This is a genomic window from Stutzerimonas stutzeri, assembly GCF_002909485.1.
GTDB classification, from domain to species: domain Bacteria; phylum Pseudomonadota; class Gammaproteobacteria; order Pseudomonadales; family Pseudomonadaceae; genus Stutzerimonas; species Stutzerimonas stutzeri_AH.
Genome location: NZ_PPXG01000005.1, coordinates 207,995 through 224,665, shown reverse-complemented (window position 1 = coordinate 224,665; position 16,671 = coordinate 207,995). Strand labels below are relative to the sequence as shown.

At 64.0% G+C, this 16,671-nt stretch carries 11 protein-coding genes; 8 read left to right on the top strand and 3 right to left on the bottom strand.

Translation table 11 applies throughout. The features are described 5' to 3' along the window. Positions 1-13 precede the first annotated feature (13 nt). Positions 14-4,558 (bottom strand): DEAD/DEAH box helicase, encoded by a 4,545-nt coding sequence (locus tag CXK91_RS13765; RefSeq protein WP_103456900.1) that lies wholly within the window; start codon positions 4,556-4,558, stop codon positions 14-16. A gap of 117 nt (positions 4,559-4,675) precedes the next feature. On the opposite strand from CXK91_RS13765, the gene CXK91_RS13760 reads away from it, so the two are divergent. Together CXK91_RS13760 and CXK91_RS13755 are read left to right on the top strand one after the other, a co-directional pair. Beyond that, on the top strand, positions 4,676-4,981 hold the full coding sequence (locus CXK91_RS13760; RefSeq protein WP_103456691.1) for a hypothetical protein: 306 nt from the start codon (positions 4,676-4,678) through the stop codon (positions 4,979-4,981). Between the two features lie 8 nt (positions 4,982-4,989). Beyond that, the gene (locus CXK91_RS13755; RefSeq protein ID WP_103456690.1) at positions 4,990-5,685 is read left to right on the top strand and encodes an SDR family oxidoreductase; all 696 of its coding nucleotides are present in this window, start codon (positions 4,990-4,992) and stop codon (positions 5,683-5,685) included. A 174-nt stretch (positions 5,686-5,859) separates the two neighbouring features. On the opposite strand, the gene CXK91_RS13750 is transcribed toward CXK91_RS13755, so the two are convergent. Further along, on the bottom strand, positions 5,860-6,675 hold the full coding sequence (locus CXK91_RS13750; RefSeq protein WP_103456689.1) for an OBAP family protein: 816 nt from the start codon (positions 6,673-6,675) through the stop codon (positions 5,860-5,862). Between the two features lie 138 nt (positions 6,676-6,813). Between CXK91_RS13750 and egtB the strand changes: the two genes are divergently transcribed. Genes egtB through CXK91_RS13735 form a run of 3 tightly spaced genes read left to right on the top strand, consistent with a single transcriptional unit; the run spans position 6,814 to position 10,862 of the window. Further along, complete coding sequence (gene egtB, locus CXK91_RS13745; protein WP_103456688.1) at positions 6,814-8,109, top strand: ergothioneine biosynthesis protein EgtB; 1,296 nt, start codon at positions 6,814-6,816, stop codon at positions 8,107-8,109. Between the two features lie 2 nt (positions 8,110-8,111). Beyond that, on the top strand, positions 8,112-9,074 hold the full coding sequence (egtD, locus tag CXK91_RS13740; protein ID WP_103456687.1) for an L-histidine N(alpha)-methyltransferase: 963 nt from the start codon (positions 8,112-8,114) through the stop codon (positions 9,072-9,074). Positions 9,075-9,077: 3 nt separating this feature from the next. Next, the gene (locus tag CXK91_RS13735) at positions 9,078-10,862 is read left to right on the top strand and encodes a S8/S53 family peptidase (protein WP_103456686.1); all 1,785 of its coding nucleotides are present in this window, start codon (positions 9,078-9,080) and stop codon (positions 10,860-10,862) included. 6 nt (positions 10,863-10,868) lie between these two features. Here the strand turns inward: CXK91_RS13735 and CXK91_RS13730 are convergent, their stop codons facing one another. After that, positions 10,869-11,342, bottom strand: a complete 474-nt coding sequence (locus tag CXK91_RS13730) for a MarR family winged helix-turn-helix transcriptional regulator (RefSeq protein WP_103456685.1) — start codon at positions 11,340-11,342, stop codon at positions 10,869-10,871. A 175-nt stretch (positions 11,343-11,517) separates the two neighbouring features. On the opposite strand from CXK91_RS13730, the gene CXK91_RS13725 reads away from it, so the two are divergent. From CXK91_RS13725 to CXK91_RS13715, 3 genes are all read left to right on the top strand, one after another. After that, positions 11,518-13,290 carry an N-acetylglutaminylglutamine amidotransferase gene (locus CXK91_RS13725; protein ID WP_103456684.1) on the top strand — a complete coding sequence of 591 codons (1,773 nt, stop codon included), beginning with the start codon at positions 11,518-11,520 and terminating at the stop codon, positions 13,288-13,290. Between the two features lie 136 nt (positions 13,291-13,426). Beyond that, the gene (gene ngg / locus CXK91_RS13720) at positions 13,427-15,166 is read left to right on the top strand and encodes an N-acetylglutaminylglutamine synthetase (RefSeq protein WP_103456683.1); all 1,740 of its coding nucleotides are present in this window, start codon (positions 13,427-13,429) and stop codon (positions 15,164-15,166) included. Between the two features lie 119 nt (positions 15,167-15,285). Beyond that, the gene (locus CXK91_RS13715; RefSeq protein ID WP_103456682.1) at positions 15,286-16,491 is read left to right on the top strand and encodes an osmoprotectant NAGGN system M42 family peptidase; all 1,206 of its coding nucleotides are present in this window, start codon (positions 15,286-15,288) and stop codon (positions 16,489-16,491) included. Positions 16,492-16,671: the final 180 nt, after the last annotated feature.

Genomic DNA, 16,671 nt, shown 5'->3' with positions numbered 1-16,671 from the left:
GAACCTTTGCTGCTCAGCGTCCTGTTGCCGTCAGTAACCGCCGTGCCTCGCGCTGACCGTGTTCATCGAACTCCGTCAGCCATTGCAGCTTGCCCGCCACCAGCACAGCCACCGGCATGCCGTCGCGGAAAAGCACTCTATTGGCCGCCAACGCCGGCACCTTGACGCCCGGCAACAAAGTGCCCAACTGGTTCAGCGGATCGACCGCCGATACCGCCAGCAGCTCGCCGGACGCTGGCCGTTTGCGCACCTCGCGCAGCAATCCGAGCGCCTCCGGCAGCGCGAACTGCTCACCCGCCACGGCTGAGACGAAGCGTCCGCCACGGATCTCGCCGCGAGCTTCCAGCCGGTGATAGACCCGTAAGAGTTCGCGCCAGGGCGGCAACCAGTCAGCTTCACGCGCCAGCAAGCGCCAGAACACTACCCCGTAGCGCCGCAGCAGCACCCTGGCGATGTGTTCCAGCGCCTCAGGATCGAACGTTGCCCGCGCCTTAACCTTCTCGTCACCGGCCCCTGACTTGCGCACCAACGCCCAACGCCCGGCATCTTCCATGCCACCAATGAAGGCGCCGCCACGTGTCCGGCGGGCCGCTCGCGAGCGCTTGCTGGCGGGTGCCAACAGGCTGCGCAGACCGGCAAAGCTGTCCGCATTCACCAGCCCCACCGCGACCAGCTCGCCAAGGGCGTCTTCCAGCTCGCTGCGCAGCAGGTGCGCGTCATGCTGCAGCTCATCGAAGAACAATGCGCCCTGGGTTTGCAGGCAATCGAAAACCCGTTGGGCCCGTGACGAAAGCTCTGGCGCCGGTGCATCGGCCGCCAGTGCTAGCCAGGCATTCAACCGCCGACGCGGCAGTAGAACGATCGGCGTGCCACGCACCGGGCCCGCGCTGGCCTTGAGGCGTCCGGCAAGCCGTGTCCAGACGATACGCCCGGAACGGCAGAGTTCGTCCAGACAGGTGCCGCCATAGTCCTTGAGCCGCGTCGGCAGCAGATCCGCTTCCCAAGCCGCGGCGGCAGCCTGGAAACCTTCCAGCTGCTCGACGACCGTGACCAGCGCCTCGCGGCCCTGCATGCGCGTGGCGCCGGAAAGATGCTGCCAGTCACCGAGAAAGCGCATGAAATCGGTGCGTTCGACAGGTTCGATCTCCCTGCGCAATCGCTTGACCGTGTAGCGATGAATACGCGCCAGTAGGTGTCGCTCGCACCACTCATCTTCGATCGCGCCAGCGGTAAAACGACCGCGCAGCACGTAGCCTTGGCTTTCCAGGCGGGTCAGCGCCATCGCGACGACAGAGGCAGGCAAGGCTAACGGCCGTGCGATCAACGCAACCGGCATCGGTCCGAAGCCGCTCAGGCGGGCTCGAATCAAATCCACCAGCGCCTCATCTTCCGTGATCGGCTGGTCGTATCCGGCGGGTGCCTGCAGGTGCGGCTCGAACGGTGCCTGCGGATAGACCGCGCGTAGCAGCATTAGCCGCTCGAGCGGAAGCCAAAGGGCGCGATCATGGGCCACCTGCATGCGCGTCGCGCGCCTGCCGTGCGCAAGCTCGGCCAGCCATTGCAGCCAATGCGGCCGAGCGGCAGCCTCGGACTCGGCGATGCAGCCCATTGCCGTCAGCGCTTCGTGCAGTTCGTCAGCATTGCGCGCCTCGGGCCAAGCCTCTTCGCGCACCGCAGCGATGGCCTCAGGATCCAGCGCGCCCAAGTCGTCGCTCGATTCAGGATCGCTCCAGCGCCGCGCGAGTACCGCCTGAGTGCGTCTTTCTTCCAGCGGTGCATCGTCGAGAAAGGCATAGGGACGTGCGCCAAGAATCTCCATGGCCAGCGGCGATGGTGCAGGTAGATCCCGTGCCAGCAGCTCCACCTCGCCACCCTCCATGCGGCGCAACAGTGCCAGCCAGCCTTCGCTGTCCATGGCCTCATGCAGGCAGTCATCAAGGGTCTGCCGCACCAGCGGATGGTCGGGAATCTCTCGCTCGCCGACGATGTTTTCCAGGCACGCCACTTGGTCAGGAAACACCGTCGCCAGCAGGTCGTCGCTCTTCATACGTTGCAGCTGAGGAGCGACCTTGCGCCCGCCAGCCATGCGCGGCAAAGCCAGAGCCGTAGTCGCAATCCAGCGCCAGCGCACGCCGAACAGCGGAGCGTCCAGCAGCGCCTGGATCAGCACCTGCTCGGCGCTGGCCGAGTGCAGGTAGCGCCACACCTCGGCCAGCGGGAAGCTGTGGCTGGTAGAAAGCGAGAGGATGATGGCGTCTTCCGTGGCAGCTGCCTGCAGCTCGAAGTTGAAGGTGCGACAGAACCGCTTGCGCAGCGCCAGCCCCCAGGCGCGGTTAATGCGGCTGCCGTACGGCGAATGAATGACCAGTTGGGTACCACCGGACTCGTCGAAGAAGCGCTCCATGACCAGCCGCTGCTGAGTCGGCAAGGCGCCTAGTGCGGAGCGGGCACGCGCCAGGTATTCGACGATCTGTCGCGCGGCGGTTTCCGCCAGGCCAAGGGTGCCGGTAAGCCAATCGATCGCGGGCGATAGGTCCACTCTACCCACCGCCGCCCCCTCACCCCAGCCCTCTCCCCGGAGGGGAGAGGGCGCCTGGTCCGCCGCTGGGACAGGCAGGGAAGCTTGTTCATCACCCACGCGTGGGGCTTCGCCGCTTTGAGCAGCAGTCGCAACCCTTCCGGTGCCTGGCCCTTCATCATTCGTTCCAGCAGCCTCAGCCTGCTCCCTCTCCCCCTTGGGGAGAGGGTTGGGGCGCCCTGCGTAGGGGGAAGGAGCGCCCTCAGTCAACCGCCGATCAATCTCGTCACGCAACCGCGCTACGGCAAAGGACAGCTCGTCGCTGCGCCCCGGCGCCTCGCCCAGCCAGAACGGGATGCTCGGCGGCATGCCCTGGGCGTCCTCGACACGCACCCGCCCAGATTCAATTTTGAGGATGCGATACGACGTGTTGCCTAGCTGGAACACATCGCCGGTCAGGCTCTCCACGGCGAAGTCTTCGTTCACCGTGCCGATATTTAGCCCCTGCGGTTCCAGCAGCACCGCATAGTCGGCGTTGTCGGCAATGGTGCCGCCGGAGGTTAACGCGGTTAGTCGCCCGCCACGCCGACCACGCAGGCTGCGCGTCGCCAGGTCACGATGCAGGTAGGCACCGCGCGTTCCATGGCGCGTGGTGTAGCCGTCGGAGAGCATTCGCAGCAGCGACTGGAAAGTCGCCTCGTCGAGCGCGGCATAGGGCATCGCCCGGCGGAACAGTTGCAGCAACGCATCCTCGCCCCATTCGCGACAGGCCACCTCGGCGACAATCTGCTGCGCCAGTACGTCCAGCGGCGCCTGCGGGATCTTCAGGGTATCCAGTTCGCCCCGACGCACCGCGTCGAGCAGTGCAGCGCACTCGATCAGGTCATCGCGGGAGCTGGGAAACAGCCGCCCCTTGGAGACACCGGCGACCTGATGCCCGGCCCGCCCGACCCGCTGCAAGAAGGCCGAGATCGAGCGCGGCGAGCCCAGCTGACAGACCAACTCGACATCACCGATGTCGATACCCAGCTCCAGCGAGGCCGTCGCGACCAGTACCCGCAGATCGCCCCGCTTGAGCTTCTGCTCGGCGCTTAGCCGCTGTTCGCGGGCCAGGCTGCCGTGGTGCGCAGCCACCACCGCGGCGCCCAGCCGTTCGGCCAGATACCGCGTGGTGCGCTCGGCCATGCGCCGCGTGTTGACGAACACCAGCGTGGTGCGATGCTCGCTGGCCAACGCCGCAAGGCGGTCATAGACCAGTGCCCAGGTATCGTTACTCATCACCGCTTCCAGCGGCACGGGCGGCACTTCCAGCGCCAGATCGCGAGCGCGACCATGACCGATATCGACTATTTCGCACGGTCGCCCGACGCCGACCAGAAAGCGCGCCACAGCATCGATTGGTTTCTGCGTAGCCGACAAGCCGACGCGCACCAACGGCCTGCCACATAGCGCTTCCAGTCGTTCCAGCGACAGCGCCAGATGACTGCCGCGCTTGTTGCCGGCGATGGCGTGAATCTCATCGACGATGACGCTCTGCACATCAGCGAGCATTTCGCGGCCGGATGCCGAGCCGAGCAACACATACAGCGATTCCGGCGTGGTGACCAGGATGTGCGGCACCCGTTTGCGCATGGCATTGCGCTCGGCCTGCGGTGTGTCGCCGGTGCGCACCGCGGTGCGGATTTCCAGCGGCGCCAGCCCGAGCCGCGCCAGCTCCGCGGTAATTCCGGCGAGCGGCGCTTCGAGGTTGATATGAATGTCGTTGGACAGCGCCTTAAGCGGTGACACATAGAGCACCCGCGTGGCATCAGCCAGCCCGCCCTCTGCAACACCCTGCTGCACCAACGCATCGAGGGCGGCAAGAAAGGCCGTCAACGTCTTGCCCGAGCCCGTCGGCGCGGCGACCAATGTCGAATGTCCTGCACGGATCAGCGGCCAGGCAGCTGCCTGCGCCGGTGTCGGTGCAGGAAAGCTGCGAGAAAACCAGCCCGCCACAGCGGGATGGAAACAGCTCAGAGGATCGGGATAAGAGGCGGTCATGCCGATGAATATGGTGCTGGGCTCGCCTTTGTACAAGCGACAGCCGGTCGGCGACGGGGAAACGGCTGCCGGATATGGCGGTCAACTTCAGACATCTGCAACGAAACGGAGATAAACATGACCACTACCCCGCTCAGTCTGGACAACGCCATGCAACTGGCTTCGGAAGCTTTTCTGCCCTGCGGTTGCGTGACCAGCGCCAACACCGAAGATGACAGCTTCGGCTTCACCGTGATGAACGGGGCAGGCGAAGAACTTGCCCGAGTGCCGCAAGTGCGTGACTACGCCGACCCGCTGCGCATGGCGCAGGTAATCGAGCAGACCCGTCAGGAGTTACTCGACAAAGGTTGCGCTCTGGAGCCCTGGAGCATGCCGTTCATTACCGACGACAGTTCTATCCCGGAAACCACTCCAAACTACTGAGGACTGAGATGAGCGGCCCTGTGCTGTTGATCACCGGCGCCTCCTCCGGCATCGGTGCGGCCACCGCCCGCATGGCGGCGGCCGCCGGTTATAGGTTGGCGCTCGCCGCCCGCTCCGAAGACAAGCTGCAGCATCTGGTTGACGAGATCGGGCCGCAACGTGCCCTCGCCATTCGCTGTGACGTGACCGATTACGCCGCACAGCAGGCCATGGTGCAGCGAGTGCTGGGTCACTATGGCCAGCTCAATGCCGTCTATGCCAACGCTGGTATCCCCGGCAGCGAAGGCGGCTTTAGCGGCGCCGATCCCGAGGTATGGAAAGCCATGCTGCTGACCAATGTCTACGGCGTCGGTCTGACCTTGCGTTGTACCCTGGGCGCGCTCAAGGCCAGCCGTGGGCACCTGCTGCTCACCGGTTCGGCCGCCGGGCGCTTCGTCATTCCCGGGTCGATGTACAGCGCCAGCAAATGGGCGGTGACCGGCATGGGGTTGAGCGTGCGAGAGGAGCTGCGCGGGACCGGCGTGAGGGTCACACTGATCGAGCCGGGCATGGTCGACACGCCGCTGTTCGACGAGCCGCCAGCCTATGCCCTGCAACCGGAAGACATCGGCCGCGCGGTGGTCTATGCGCTGTCACAACCGGCGCACGTGGACGTCAATGAAATCCTGATCCGCCCGACGCCGCCTCTCCAGGACAAGCAGTGAGCGTGGCGCGGCGCTCAGAACACTGCTCAATTGCAGCATCCCACGCCGACCGTAGGGTGGACTTCAGCACGCCGCATGTCGCCTGACTTGGCAGTTTGGTGGGTTAAATCCCACCTACGAAACTGAAGCAAAACTCGCTCCGGTCCAGCATTGCGGGAGGAGCGTAAGCGGCGCTCAGCGCGTTTCGCTGCGCTGCCGCTGTTTTTGCATGCGTCCCGATTCGTTGATCTCGGCCTTGCCAGCGGTATTACCGTGGCGGTGCTCGCCGGCGCCGCGCACCCGCTGCAGCTGAATCACTTCACCTTTCTCCCAGGCATTGGCAGATGGATCGACATTGGGCTGCGGAATCGACTCACGGCTGCGACGGATCGCCTGGGTATCCACCCCGATGCGGTCGTCACGGGCCTTTTCCAGTACCGGATCCAGCTGCCCGTCCGCGGTAAAGCCCATCATCAGCGCCGGGATACCGTAGGGCAGGTCCTTGTCGCGGTCGGTATGCCAGGTGTGCCAGGTCTTGCCGTATGTGCTGACCACCTGCTCCATCAGCCGCTTTTCCGCCACTTGCGGCAGGCCGGGCGCAACCAGCGCGCCGGACTTCACCTCGTAATCATGGCTGTGCCAGAGCTTCTTCTCATCCTCGGGCAACTTTTCGAACAGGCGGGCACTGATGATGTATTCGACGCCCATGAGCTTGGCATCGCTGCCATTGCCGTCGTAGATCAGCGCCTGCATCACGTCCTCATTCACGCGAGTGACGTAATGGTGCGCCTCCATCTGTCCGTTCATGTCGCCGTTGTAGAAGTGAAAGCCGTTGAGATAGGCGCTCACCGCATCCAGTGGCGCCTTGCCCTGCAGCAGCTTGGCCCCAGCCTCCAACGTGCGAGTCTCTGCGCTTTTCGGTGCCCCGGCAGCATCGGTGTAAGACGCCGTGTTGTGTTGCCCGCAGGCAACCAACAGCGCCGCGGAACCCAGGATGACTAACTTTCGCATGGCTTGCTCTCCTGCTTTGCTTCTACAAGGAGTGACTTGGCCGAGGTCGAGTTCAGGCCAGTCGGCAGAAACTTTTACCCGACGCACCGGGTCGCTATGGGAGGCCGTTTCGGTCGTCAAACCGTAGGGGGAGAGCCAATGGGCAACCTGGCAGAGCAGCCAAATCCGCATCCAGCGCTGGCCGAGCTCGACCTGTTGTTGCAGCGCTACCAACAGGTGCGCGCTACCAGCGAGGCGATCTGTACGCCGCTACAGGTCGAGGACTACGTCATACAGAGCACACCGGAGGTCAGCCCGCCGAAATGGCACCTGGCCCATGTCAGCTGGTTCTTCGAGACCTTTCTGCTGTTGCCCTATCTGCCCAGCTATCGACGGCTGAGCGACGCTTACGACTACCTGTTCAACTCCTATTACCAGACCCATGGCCTGCCGTTTCCGCGGGCGCGCCGCGGTGTGCTGTCACGCCCGGGCGTGGAAGATATCTATCGCTACCGCCGGCACGTCGATCAGGCCATGGGCGAGCTGCTGAGCAGCCCGCCTCGTGAGCAGGCTGCCGAGATCGTCCGTCGCGTCGGATTGGGCCTTCAGCATGAGCAGCAACACCAGGAACTGCTGCTGATGGACATCAAACACATCCTGGCGCAGAACCCGCTGCATCCGGTCTATCGCCACGACCTCGCCAAGCCGCTACCGACCGCGCCGGAGCGGGCCCGCTGGCATGAGTTTGCCGGCGGCGTGCAGCACATTGGACATGCCGGCAGCGATTTCGCCTTCGACTGCGAAACCCCGCGGCACCGTCAGTTCGTCGAGGATTTTCAGCTTGCCGAACGGCCGGTGACCAACCGCGAATACCTGTCGTTCATCACCGACGGTGGTTACGCCCGTCCGGAGCTGTGGCTGTCGGATGGTTGGGATCTGATCCAGCAGGCCGGCTGGAACTCGCCGCTGTATTGGCTGCACGAAGAAACCAGCTGGCACGAAATGACCCTTGGCGGCCTGCTCCCACTGGACCTGGAAGCGCCGGTCTGCCACATCAGCTATTACGAGGCCGATGCCTACGCCCGCTGGGCCGGTGCAAGACTGCCGAGCGAAGCCGAATGGGAAGTCGCCGCCGCCGACCAACCGCTGCGCGGCAACTTCCTCGAAAGCGACTACCTGCAACCGGTCGCCGCCCTGCTGGGTCACGACGGGCCCCGGCAACTGTTCGGAGACGTCTGGGAGTGGACGGCGAGCGCCTACCTGCCCTACCCGGGCTTCCGCCCGCTGGACGGCAGCCTTGGCGAATACAACGGCAAATTCATGTCCGGCCAGATGGTGTTGCGTGGTGGCTGCTGCGCCACACCGGAATCCCACGTGCGGGTCACCTACCGCAACTTTTTTCAGCCGGCGATGCGCTGGCAGTTCGCCGGGCTGCGCCTGGCCAGAGGGCTTTGAATATGGCGCTGGCTATTCATTTTCACGATCAGCTGCAACAGCCGCACGATGCCTCACTGCGCGACGAAACCCTTGCCGGGTTCGCCGCAAGCCCGAAATGGGCATCTCCGAAATTTTTCTACGATCGGCGTGGCTCCGAGCTGTTCGAACAGATCTGCCGCCAGCCGGAGTACTACATCACCCGCACCGAGGAGCAGATCCTCGCCGAGGCGGCGAACGACATCCTCGACATCGCCGGCCCCAACAGCGATCTGATCGAGCTGGGTAGCGGTGCCAGCCGCAAGGTGCGCCTGCTGCTCGAGGCGCTGCACCCGACCAGCTACCTGGGCATCGACATCTCCGAGGACTTCCTGCTCAGCAGCACCCAGCGTCTGGCCGCCGATTATCCCTGGCTGGAGGTGCATGCTGCCTGCACCGACTTCTCCCACGAGCTGAACCTGCCGGATGATTTTTCCAGCGAGCATCCACTGATGTTCTTTCCCGGCTCCAGCATTGGCAACTTCACCCCAAGCGAGGCGGCGGCTTTTCTCCAGCGCCTGCACGATGTGCTGCCAGCCGGCGGCGGGCTGGTGATCGGCGTCGACCTGGTCAAGGATCGTGCTGTGCTGGAAGCGGCCTACAACGACCGCGCCCATGTCACCGCCGCGTTCAACCTCAACCTGCTGCAGCGCATCCGCAACGAGCTGGACAGCGACATCGACCCGTCGCGTTTCTTCCATCACGCCTTCTTCAACGAGGCCGAATCACGCATCGAGATGCACCTGATCAGCCCAGCCGCGCAGGACGTGACCATCGAAGGCCGACGCTTCCACTTCGATGCAGGGGAAAGCCTGCACACGGAGAATTCCTACAAATACACGCTCGATTCCTTCGCCGCATTGGCGAACGCCTCCGGCTTCGACTGCCGTGGGCAGTGGACCGACCGGCGCGGATTGTTCAGCGTTAACTACCTCGAGCGACGTTGATCCATGCCAGCACGATCTTTCACCCTGTTTACCTTTGGCCTGGGGCTGTTCAGCGCCCTCGCCTCCCTCCCAGCAGCAGCAGCAGCTGAAGAGTCAATGCGCATCACCCAGCTCAAGCGCTGCGGCGACCTCTTTGCCGAAGATTCGCTGAGCTGGTGTCTGCATGCCAAAGGCCTGCCCCGTTCAGACGTGAAGCTGTATCTGGACGGCAAGCAGCTGAGCGCCGACAAGCTCCAACGCGACGGCAACCAGTTGCGCCTGACCGTCGCGCCGGATGCGGTACGCAGCGGGCCGCTGTGGCTTGAACACGACGGCAAGCGCAGCAACCCGGTCTGGCTCTCGGCCGGACGCAGCCAGGTACTCGCCGCCACGCCCGATGAAGTGGCGCGCAACATGGACGACCTGACTACCTATGTCGACCTGGTCAGCCTGATCATCGAGGAGGACCACGAGGGGCTGAAAAAAGCGCGGCAGCTGGCCGAGAAATACGGCGCCGAAGTAATCGGCGCCATACCGCCGCTGAATACCTACCAGCTGCGTCTGCCGGTCAAGAATCTGACCGAACGCGACGCCATGGTGCTGCGCCTGGGCAGCGAGGTAGGCGTGGATGCCGTGGTGATTGAGGAATCGGCCGCCGAGAACGACGAGCAGGAAGCCGGCAAGACCGCGGATCAGAAGCGCCCGCAGAACCGCGAATGGGCCGCCAATCGCTTCCTCGATGCAGTGGACTACTACCGCGAACGCATTTCCGCCGGCCAACGCGCCGGAGAAAAACAACCGGTGCGTATCGGCATCATCGAGCGCGCAGTGGATTTCGATGCACCGCATTTCGCCGAATACCTCCAGCCCTGCGATCCGCACAAGCAACGCACCTGCCTCTACGCCCGCGACGCCGACCGGCCGGACAACCACGGCAGCAGCGTGGCTGGCATCCTCGCCGCCCACGCCAGCGATGCGCGCGACCAGGGGTTTCTCAGCGCACTGGACGGCACCGGGCCGGGCTTCGAGGTGATCGTCGAGCGCAACTCGGACGCCGGCATCACCGCCAATGTCGCGGCCTCGGTGAATCTGGTGGAGGACGGCGCGCACATCCTCAACTGGAGCTGGGGCATTCACCGTATCGGCACGGTAGATGTAGACGGCGAACCGGTGGACTCGCTACTGCGCTCAGGCGTTGCCATGAGCGGGTACGAGGAGTTGCTGGAAGAATTCTTTCTCTGGCTGCGCCGCGAGCATCCTGACGTGCTGGTCATCAACTCCGCCGGCAACGGCTCGGCGCATACCGGGCGCGATGATTATCGGCTGCCCTCCTCGTTCATCACCGAGCAGCTGCTGGTAGTCGGCGGCCATGAGCGCAATGACAAGACAAAAGTTTCGATCGACCACCCCGACTATGTACGTAAGCGCAAGTCGTCAAATGTGGACATGCGAGTGGACATCACTGCCGCGGCCTGTACCCGTGCCGCCACGCTCGATCCCGAGCAACGCGGCGACGTGCATTGCGGCACATCCTATGCCACGCCACTGGTCGTCGGCGCAGTGGGCGCAATGCTTTCAGTCAACCCCGGCCTTGAGCCCGATCAGGTGCGTGAACTGTTGCGCCGTAGCGCCATGACCATCGGCCGGGATTCGGATTTCGAGCCGGCCGAGGCGGATGACCTTACCGCGCCGATCCTGCCGTCGGAGCGCGGCTATCGGCTGGATGACAACGACGTCGGCCGCTCCGCGCGGCTGGACATGCGCAAAGCGCTGGAACTGACCGTCAAGAGCCTGGAGAACACACGCTAGGTTGCGTCACTCCATATCGCCGCACAGCTCGGCCGCGCGCAGCAGCGCGGCAGTCAGCGAGTGGCGTTCCCACTGCGGCAATGCGGCGAAACGCGCGCGGAATTCCGGCGCTAGCAACGCTGGCGCCTCCTGCAGCAGTTCCCGGCCGCTGGCACTGAGCAGCAGCCACTGGCGGCGGCGATCCTGGTCATCGCGCTGGCGCTGCAACAGCCCGCGCTCTTCAAGGCGATCGAGCTGGCCGGATAGCGTCGCGGCGGTGAGGCTTACCCGCCGGCTCAAGGCACTGGCAGTCATCTGCCCGTCGCTGGCCAGCACCTGCAGGATCATCAGCTGTACCGGGCTCAGTCCGCCGTACCGCGCCAGTCGTTTGGCATGCACCTCGGCGTCCTGCTGCAGCCTGCGCATGGCCTGAAACAACGGCATTTCGAATGCTTCGAGCTGCGCACCATTGATTCCACCTGAAACTGTTTCTTCCGCCATATTAAAGCCTTTTAATAACATCTAACTTTGACATCAAAGCATTTTTTTGTTTTGGTGTAAAAAGCTGACTGACCTTCCACCTACCGGATTGCAGCCGCTTCGCTTGTCCGAAAAGCTGAACTTCGCGGGTGACGGGTCAGTCACACTCCCCAACGGCAAAACCGGTAAGGATCTTATGTGTGGCATAGCTGGAGAACTTCGTTTCGATAACCGCCCGGCCGATTTGGCTGCGGTTGAACGCATCACTCAACACCTGACTGCGCGCGGCCCCGACGCGTGCGGTTTCCATAGTCAGGGCCCTCTCGCTCTGGGTCATCGACGCCTGAAGATCATGGATCTGTGCGAGGCTTCCGGCCAGCCGATGATCGACTCGGCTCTTGGCCTGTCGATGGTCTTCAATGGCGCCATCTACAACTACCCCGAATTGCGCGCAGAGCTCGAAGGCCTGGGTTATCGCTTCTTCTCCGAAGGCGACACCGAAGTGCTGCTCAAGGGCTTCCACGCCTGGGGCGAGGCGCTACTACCGCGCCTGAACGGCATGTTCGCCTTCGCCATCTGGGAGCGCGATACCCAGCAGCTGTTCATCGCTCGCGACCGCCTCGGCGTCAAGCCGCTGTATCTGTCACGCACCGATCAGCGCCTGCGCTTCGCCTCGTCGCTGCCGGCACTGCTCAAGGGTGGTGATATTGCCGGCGTATTGAATCCGGTGGCGCTGAATCACTACATGAGCTTCCACGCCGTGGTTCCGGCGCCGGACACGTTGATCGCCGGGATCGAGAAGCTGCCGCCGGCAAGCTGGATGCGCGTCGACGCCAATGGTGCGACCACCACCCAGCGCTGGTGGGAATTGGAATTCGGCGCCCGTGAAGAGGAGCGCAACTACAGTTTCGAAGACTGGAAGCAGCGCACCCTGGACACCATGCGCGAGGCCGTGGCGATCCGTCAGCGTGCCGCGGTGGATGTCGGCGTGCTGCTCTCCGGTGGTGTCGACTCGAGCCTGCTGGTCGGTCTGCTGCGCGAAGCCGGCGTGGCCGACAACCTGCTGACCTTCTCCATCGGCTTCGAAGATGCCGGCGGCGAGCGCGGCGACGAGTTCAAGTACTCGGACCTGATCGCCAAGCACTACAACACGCGCCACCACCAGCTGCGCATCCAGGAAAAGGAAATCCTCGAACAGCTGCCGGCCGCCTTCCAGGCGATGAGCGAGCCGATGGTTAGCCATGACTGCATTGCCTTCTACCTGCTCTCGCGGGAAGTGGCCAAGCACTGCAAGGTAGTGCAGAGCGGCCAGGGTGCCGACGAGCTATTCGCCGGCTACCACTGGTATCCGCTGGTGGATGGCGCCGAGGACCCGGTGGCGGCCTACCTCGCCGCGTTCCGTGATCGCACGTACGAGGAATATGCCGAGACCGTGCAGCGGCAGTGGGTCCAAGGCGACTTCTCCGGCGACTTCGTCCGCCAGCACTTCGCCCAGCCTGGTGCGGATGCCGCTGTGGACAAGGCGCTGCGCATCGACAGCACCGTGATGCTGGTCGATGACCCGGTCAAGCGCGTGGACAACATGACCATGGCCTGGGGCCTGGAGGCGCGCACACCGTTCCTCGACTATCGCGTGGCCGAACTGTCGGCACGCATCCCGGCCAAGTTCAAGCTGCCGGAGGGCGGCAAATACGTGCTCAAGGAGGCCGCGCGCCAGGTGATTCCTGCCGAGGTAATCGACCGGCCGAAGGGCTACTTCCCTGTGCCGGGCCTCAAGCACTTGCAGGGTGCGACGCTGAACTGGGTTCGTGAGATGTTGCTCGACCCCAGCCAGGAACGTGGCCTCTACAACCCGCAGGCGCTGGAGAAACTGCTCGCCGATCCGGATGGCCAGCTGACTCCGCTGCGCGGTTCAAAACTCTGGCAGCTCGCGGCGGTCAACCTATGGTTGAGCGAACAGGGCCTTTAACGGTGGCCGATGCAGGCGCCAGGCCACGACGGCCCCAATAACCCGCTCACGAACGGCTGCGGTTGCCACGCGCCACCGGGGCGAACGCCTCGCTCCACCGCTCGCCGGTTCGTGACTTAGCATCAAGGAACGCACCATGCAGAAGTCCCAAGCCTACGGCCAGCGTCTGTTGCGCGGACAGGCTCCGACCTACCAACGGCTGCAGGCTCGCCTGGCAGAGGACGGTCAGGAAGAACCCTGCGGCCCGGTGATCCTGCATTGCGGCTGGGGCCGCATCCTGGTCGGTCACACCTACTCCGACCCAGCACAGCTCGCCACCGAATTACTCAACGAACAGGCCGGGGAGCGGGACATCGCACTGTACGTCGCAGCACCACACCAAGTGCTCTCCTACGCCCCGCAACAGCTATTCCTCGACCCTTCCGACACGCTGCGCATCTGGTTCACCGACTACCGTCCTTCGCAAAAGCGCTTCCGCGGTTTTTGCGTACGTCGTGCGCAGAACGAGGCGGACTGGCATGCCATCAACGGTCTGTACCAGTCCCGCGGCATGATGCCGGTCGATCCGGAGCGCTGCACGCCACGCGAACAGGGAGGGCCGGTGTATTGGCTGGCAGAAGATGAAACCTCCGGGCAAATCATTGGCAGCGTCATGGGCATTGATCACCATCGCGCGTTCAATGATCCGGAGAACGGTTCGAGCCTCTGGTGCCTGGCCGTTTCGCCGAGCTGCCCGCGGCCGGGCGTCGGCGAGGCGCTGGTTCGCCACCTGATCGAACATTACATGGGCCGCGGATTGGCCTATCTGGACCTGTCGGTGCTTCACGACAACCAGCAGGCCAAGGCGCTCTACGCCAAACTCGGTTTCCGCGATCTGCAGACCTTTACCGTAAAACGCAAGAACAGCTTCAACCAGCCGCTATTCCTTGGTCCGGGCCCTGAAGCGAAGCTAAATCCGTACGCCAAGATCATCGTCGACGAAGCGCGCCGCCGCGGCATCGAGATCGAAGTCAATGATGCCGAAGCCGGCCTGTTCACCCTGACCCAGGGTGGACGGCGGGTTCGCTGCCGGGAATCGCTGTCCGACTTGACCTCGGCTGTCAGCATGACGCTGTGCCAGGACAAACGCCTGACCCATCGCACCCTCTCCCATGCCGGCATCTGCCTGCCAGCGCAACAACTGGCTGCCGGCCCCAAGGAAAATGCCGCATTCCTTGCCGAGCACGCCAGCGTGGTGGTCAAACCGGTGGACGGCGAACAGGGCATGGGCGTTGCCGTGGACCTGCGCGACGCCGCCGAAATGGAAGATGCCATCCAGCGTGCCCAGCAGTACGACAGCCGAGTGCTGCTGGAGAGCTTCCATCCGGGGCTCGACCTGCGCATCGTGGTGATCGGCTTCGAAGTGGTCGCTGCTGCAATACGCCGGCCGGCGGAAGTCATTGGTGATGGCCGCACCAGCATCGGCTCGCTGATCGAGAAGCAGAGCCGTCGTCGCCAGGCCGCGACCGGGGGCGAAAGCTCCATTCCACTGGATGAGGAAACCCAGCGCTGCCTGCGCGATGCCGGTTTCGATTTCGACAGCGTCCTGCCCGACGGCCAGCGCCTGGCCGTACGCCGCACCGCCAATCTGCATACCGGCGGCACGCTGGAAGATGTGACCGCGCAGTTGCATTCCGATCTGATCGACGCGGCAGTACGTGCCGCCCGGGCGCTGGATATTCCGGTGGTCGGCCTGGATCTGCTGGTGCCGGCGCCGGATCAACCGGAGTACGTCTTCATCGAAGCCAACGAGCGCGTCGGCCTGGCCAATCACCAGCCGCAACCGACGGCGGAACGCTTCATCGATCTGCTCTTCCCGCTCAGTACGGCTGGCTGAGCCTGACGCGGCCCGGTGCTGTCCGGGTCGCGGCGATCTGTCCGCTGCTATCGGCTGGTCCCATTCTCGACATTCACTCCATCCGGTGGCTGAACAAGCCGCCGTCAACGGGAGCTCCCATGACCGCAAAATTACCCGAACCCGATCTCAACTACATGCAACGCGTGTTGCTGGAGATGCTCGCCATTCCGAGCCCGACCGGCTTCACCGATACCATCGTGCGCTACGTTGCCGAGCGTCTTACCGAGCTGGGCATCCCCTACGAGTTGACTCGCCGCGGCACCATTCGCGCGACGCTCAAGGGCCGGCGTTATAGTCCGGACCGCGCCGTCGCAGCGCATCTGGATACCATCGGCGCCATCGTGCGGGAAGTTCACGATACCGGTCGCCTGGGGCTGGCCCCGGTAGGCTGCTGGTCGAGCCGTTTCGCCGAGGGCAGCCGTGTCAGCGTATTTACCGACACCGGGGTGATCCGCGGCAGCGTCCTGCCGCTGCTGGCATCGGGGCATGCATTCAATACCGCAGTAGATGAAGCTCCTGTCAGCTGGGATCACGTAGAGCTGCGCCTGGATGCCTACACCTACAGCCGCAACGAAACCTGCGCGCTGGGCGTGAACATCGGCGACTTCGTCGCTTTCGATCCAATGCCGGAGTTCACCGAGAGCGGCTACATCAGTGCCCGTCACCTGGATGACAAGGCTGGTGTTGCAGCCTTGCTCGCCGCCCTCAAGGCTATCGTCGAAAGTGGCCGCGAACCGCCCATCGATGTACATCCGCTGTTCACCATCACCGAGGAAACCGGTTCCGGCGCGGCAGGCGCGCTGCCTTGGGACGTCAGTGAGTTCGTCGGCATCGACATCGCCCCGGCCGCCAAGGGCCAGGCATCCAGTGAGCATGCCGTCACAGTGGCGATGCAGGATTCCGGCGGGCCATACGACTTCCACCTCTCGCGCCATCTGCTCAAGCTTGCCGGCGAGCACGAGATCCCGGTACGTCGTGACCTCTTCCGCTATTACCACAGCGACGCCCAGTCTGCCGTCGAGGCCGGACACGACATACGCACCGCGCTGGTGGCGTTCGGCTGCGATGCGACTCACGGCTACGAGCGTACCCACATCGACAGCCTCGCCGCCATGAGTCGCCTGCTATGCGGCTACATGCTCAGCCAGCCGGTCTTCGCCAGCGATTCGCAGCACTCCAAGGACTCTTTGGAGCGTTTCAGTCACCAACTGGAACATGACGCTCAAATGGAGAACGACACCCGCGTGCCGCCGGTCGATACCCTGATCGGCCGCCACGCCGATCCACAGGAACGCGGCAACTGAGCGGCTGGGTTACGTGACAAGTCGCCTGCTTCGTGCAGGCGAGGCTTGCCGCTGGGCACGTAACTCGGCAAAGTTAGCCCCCAACAAGGACGTGCGGCACTCTGAAGGCGCCATGTAGAGCCCGAAGGAATCGGTACCGTCACACCGCTCTACTAATAAGTATCGCCCTGGCTCAGGGGA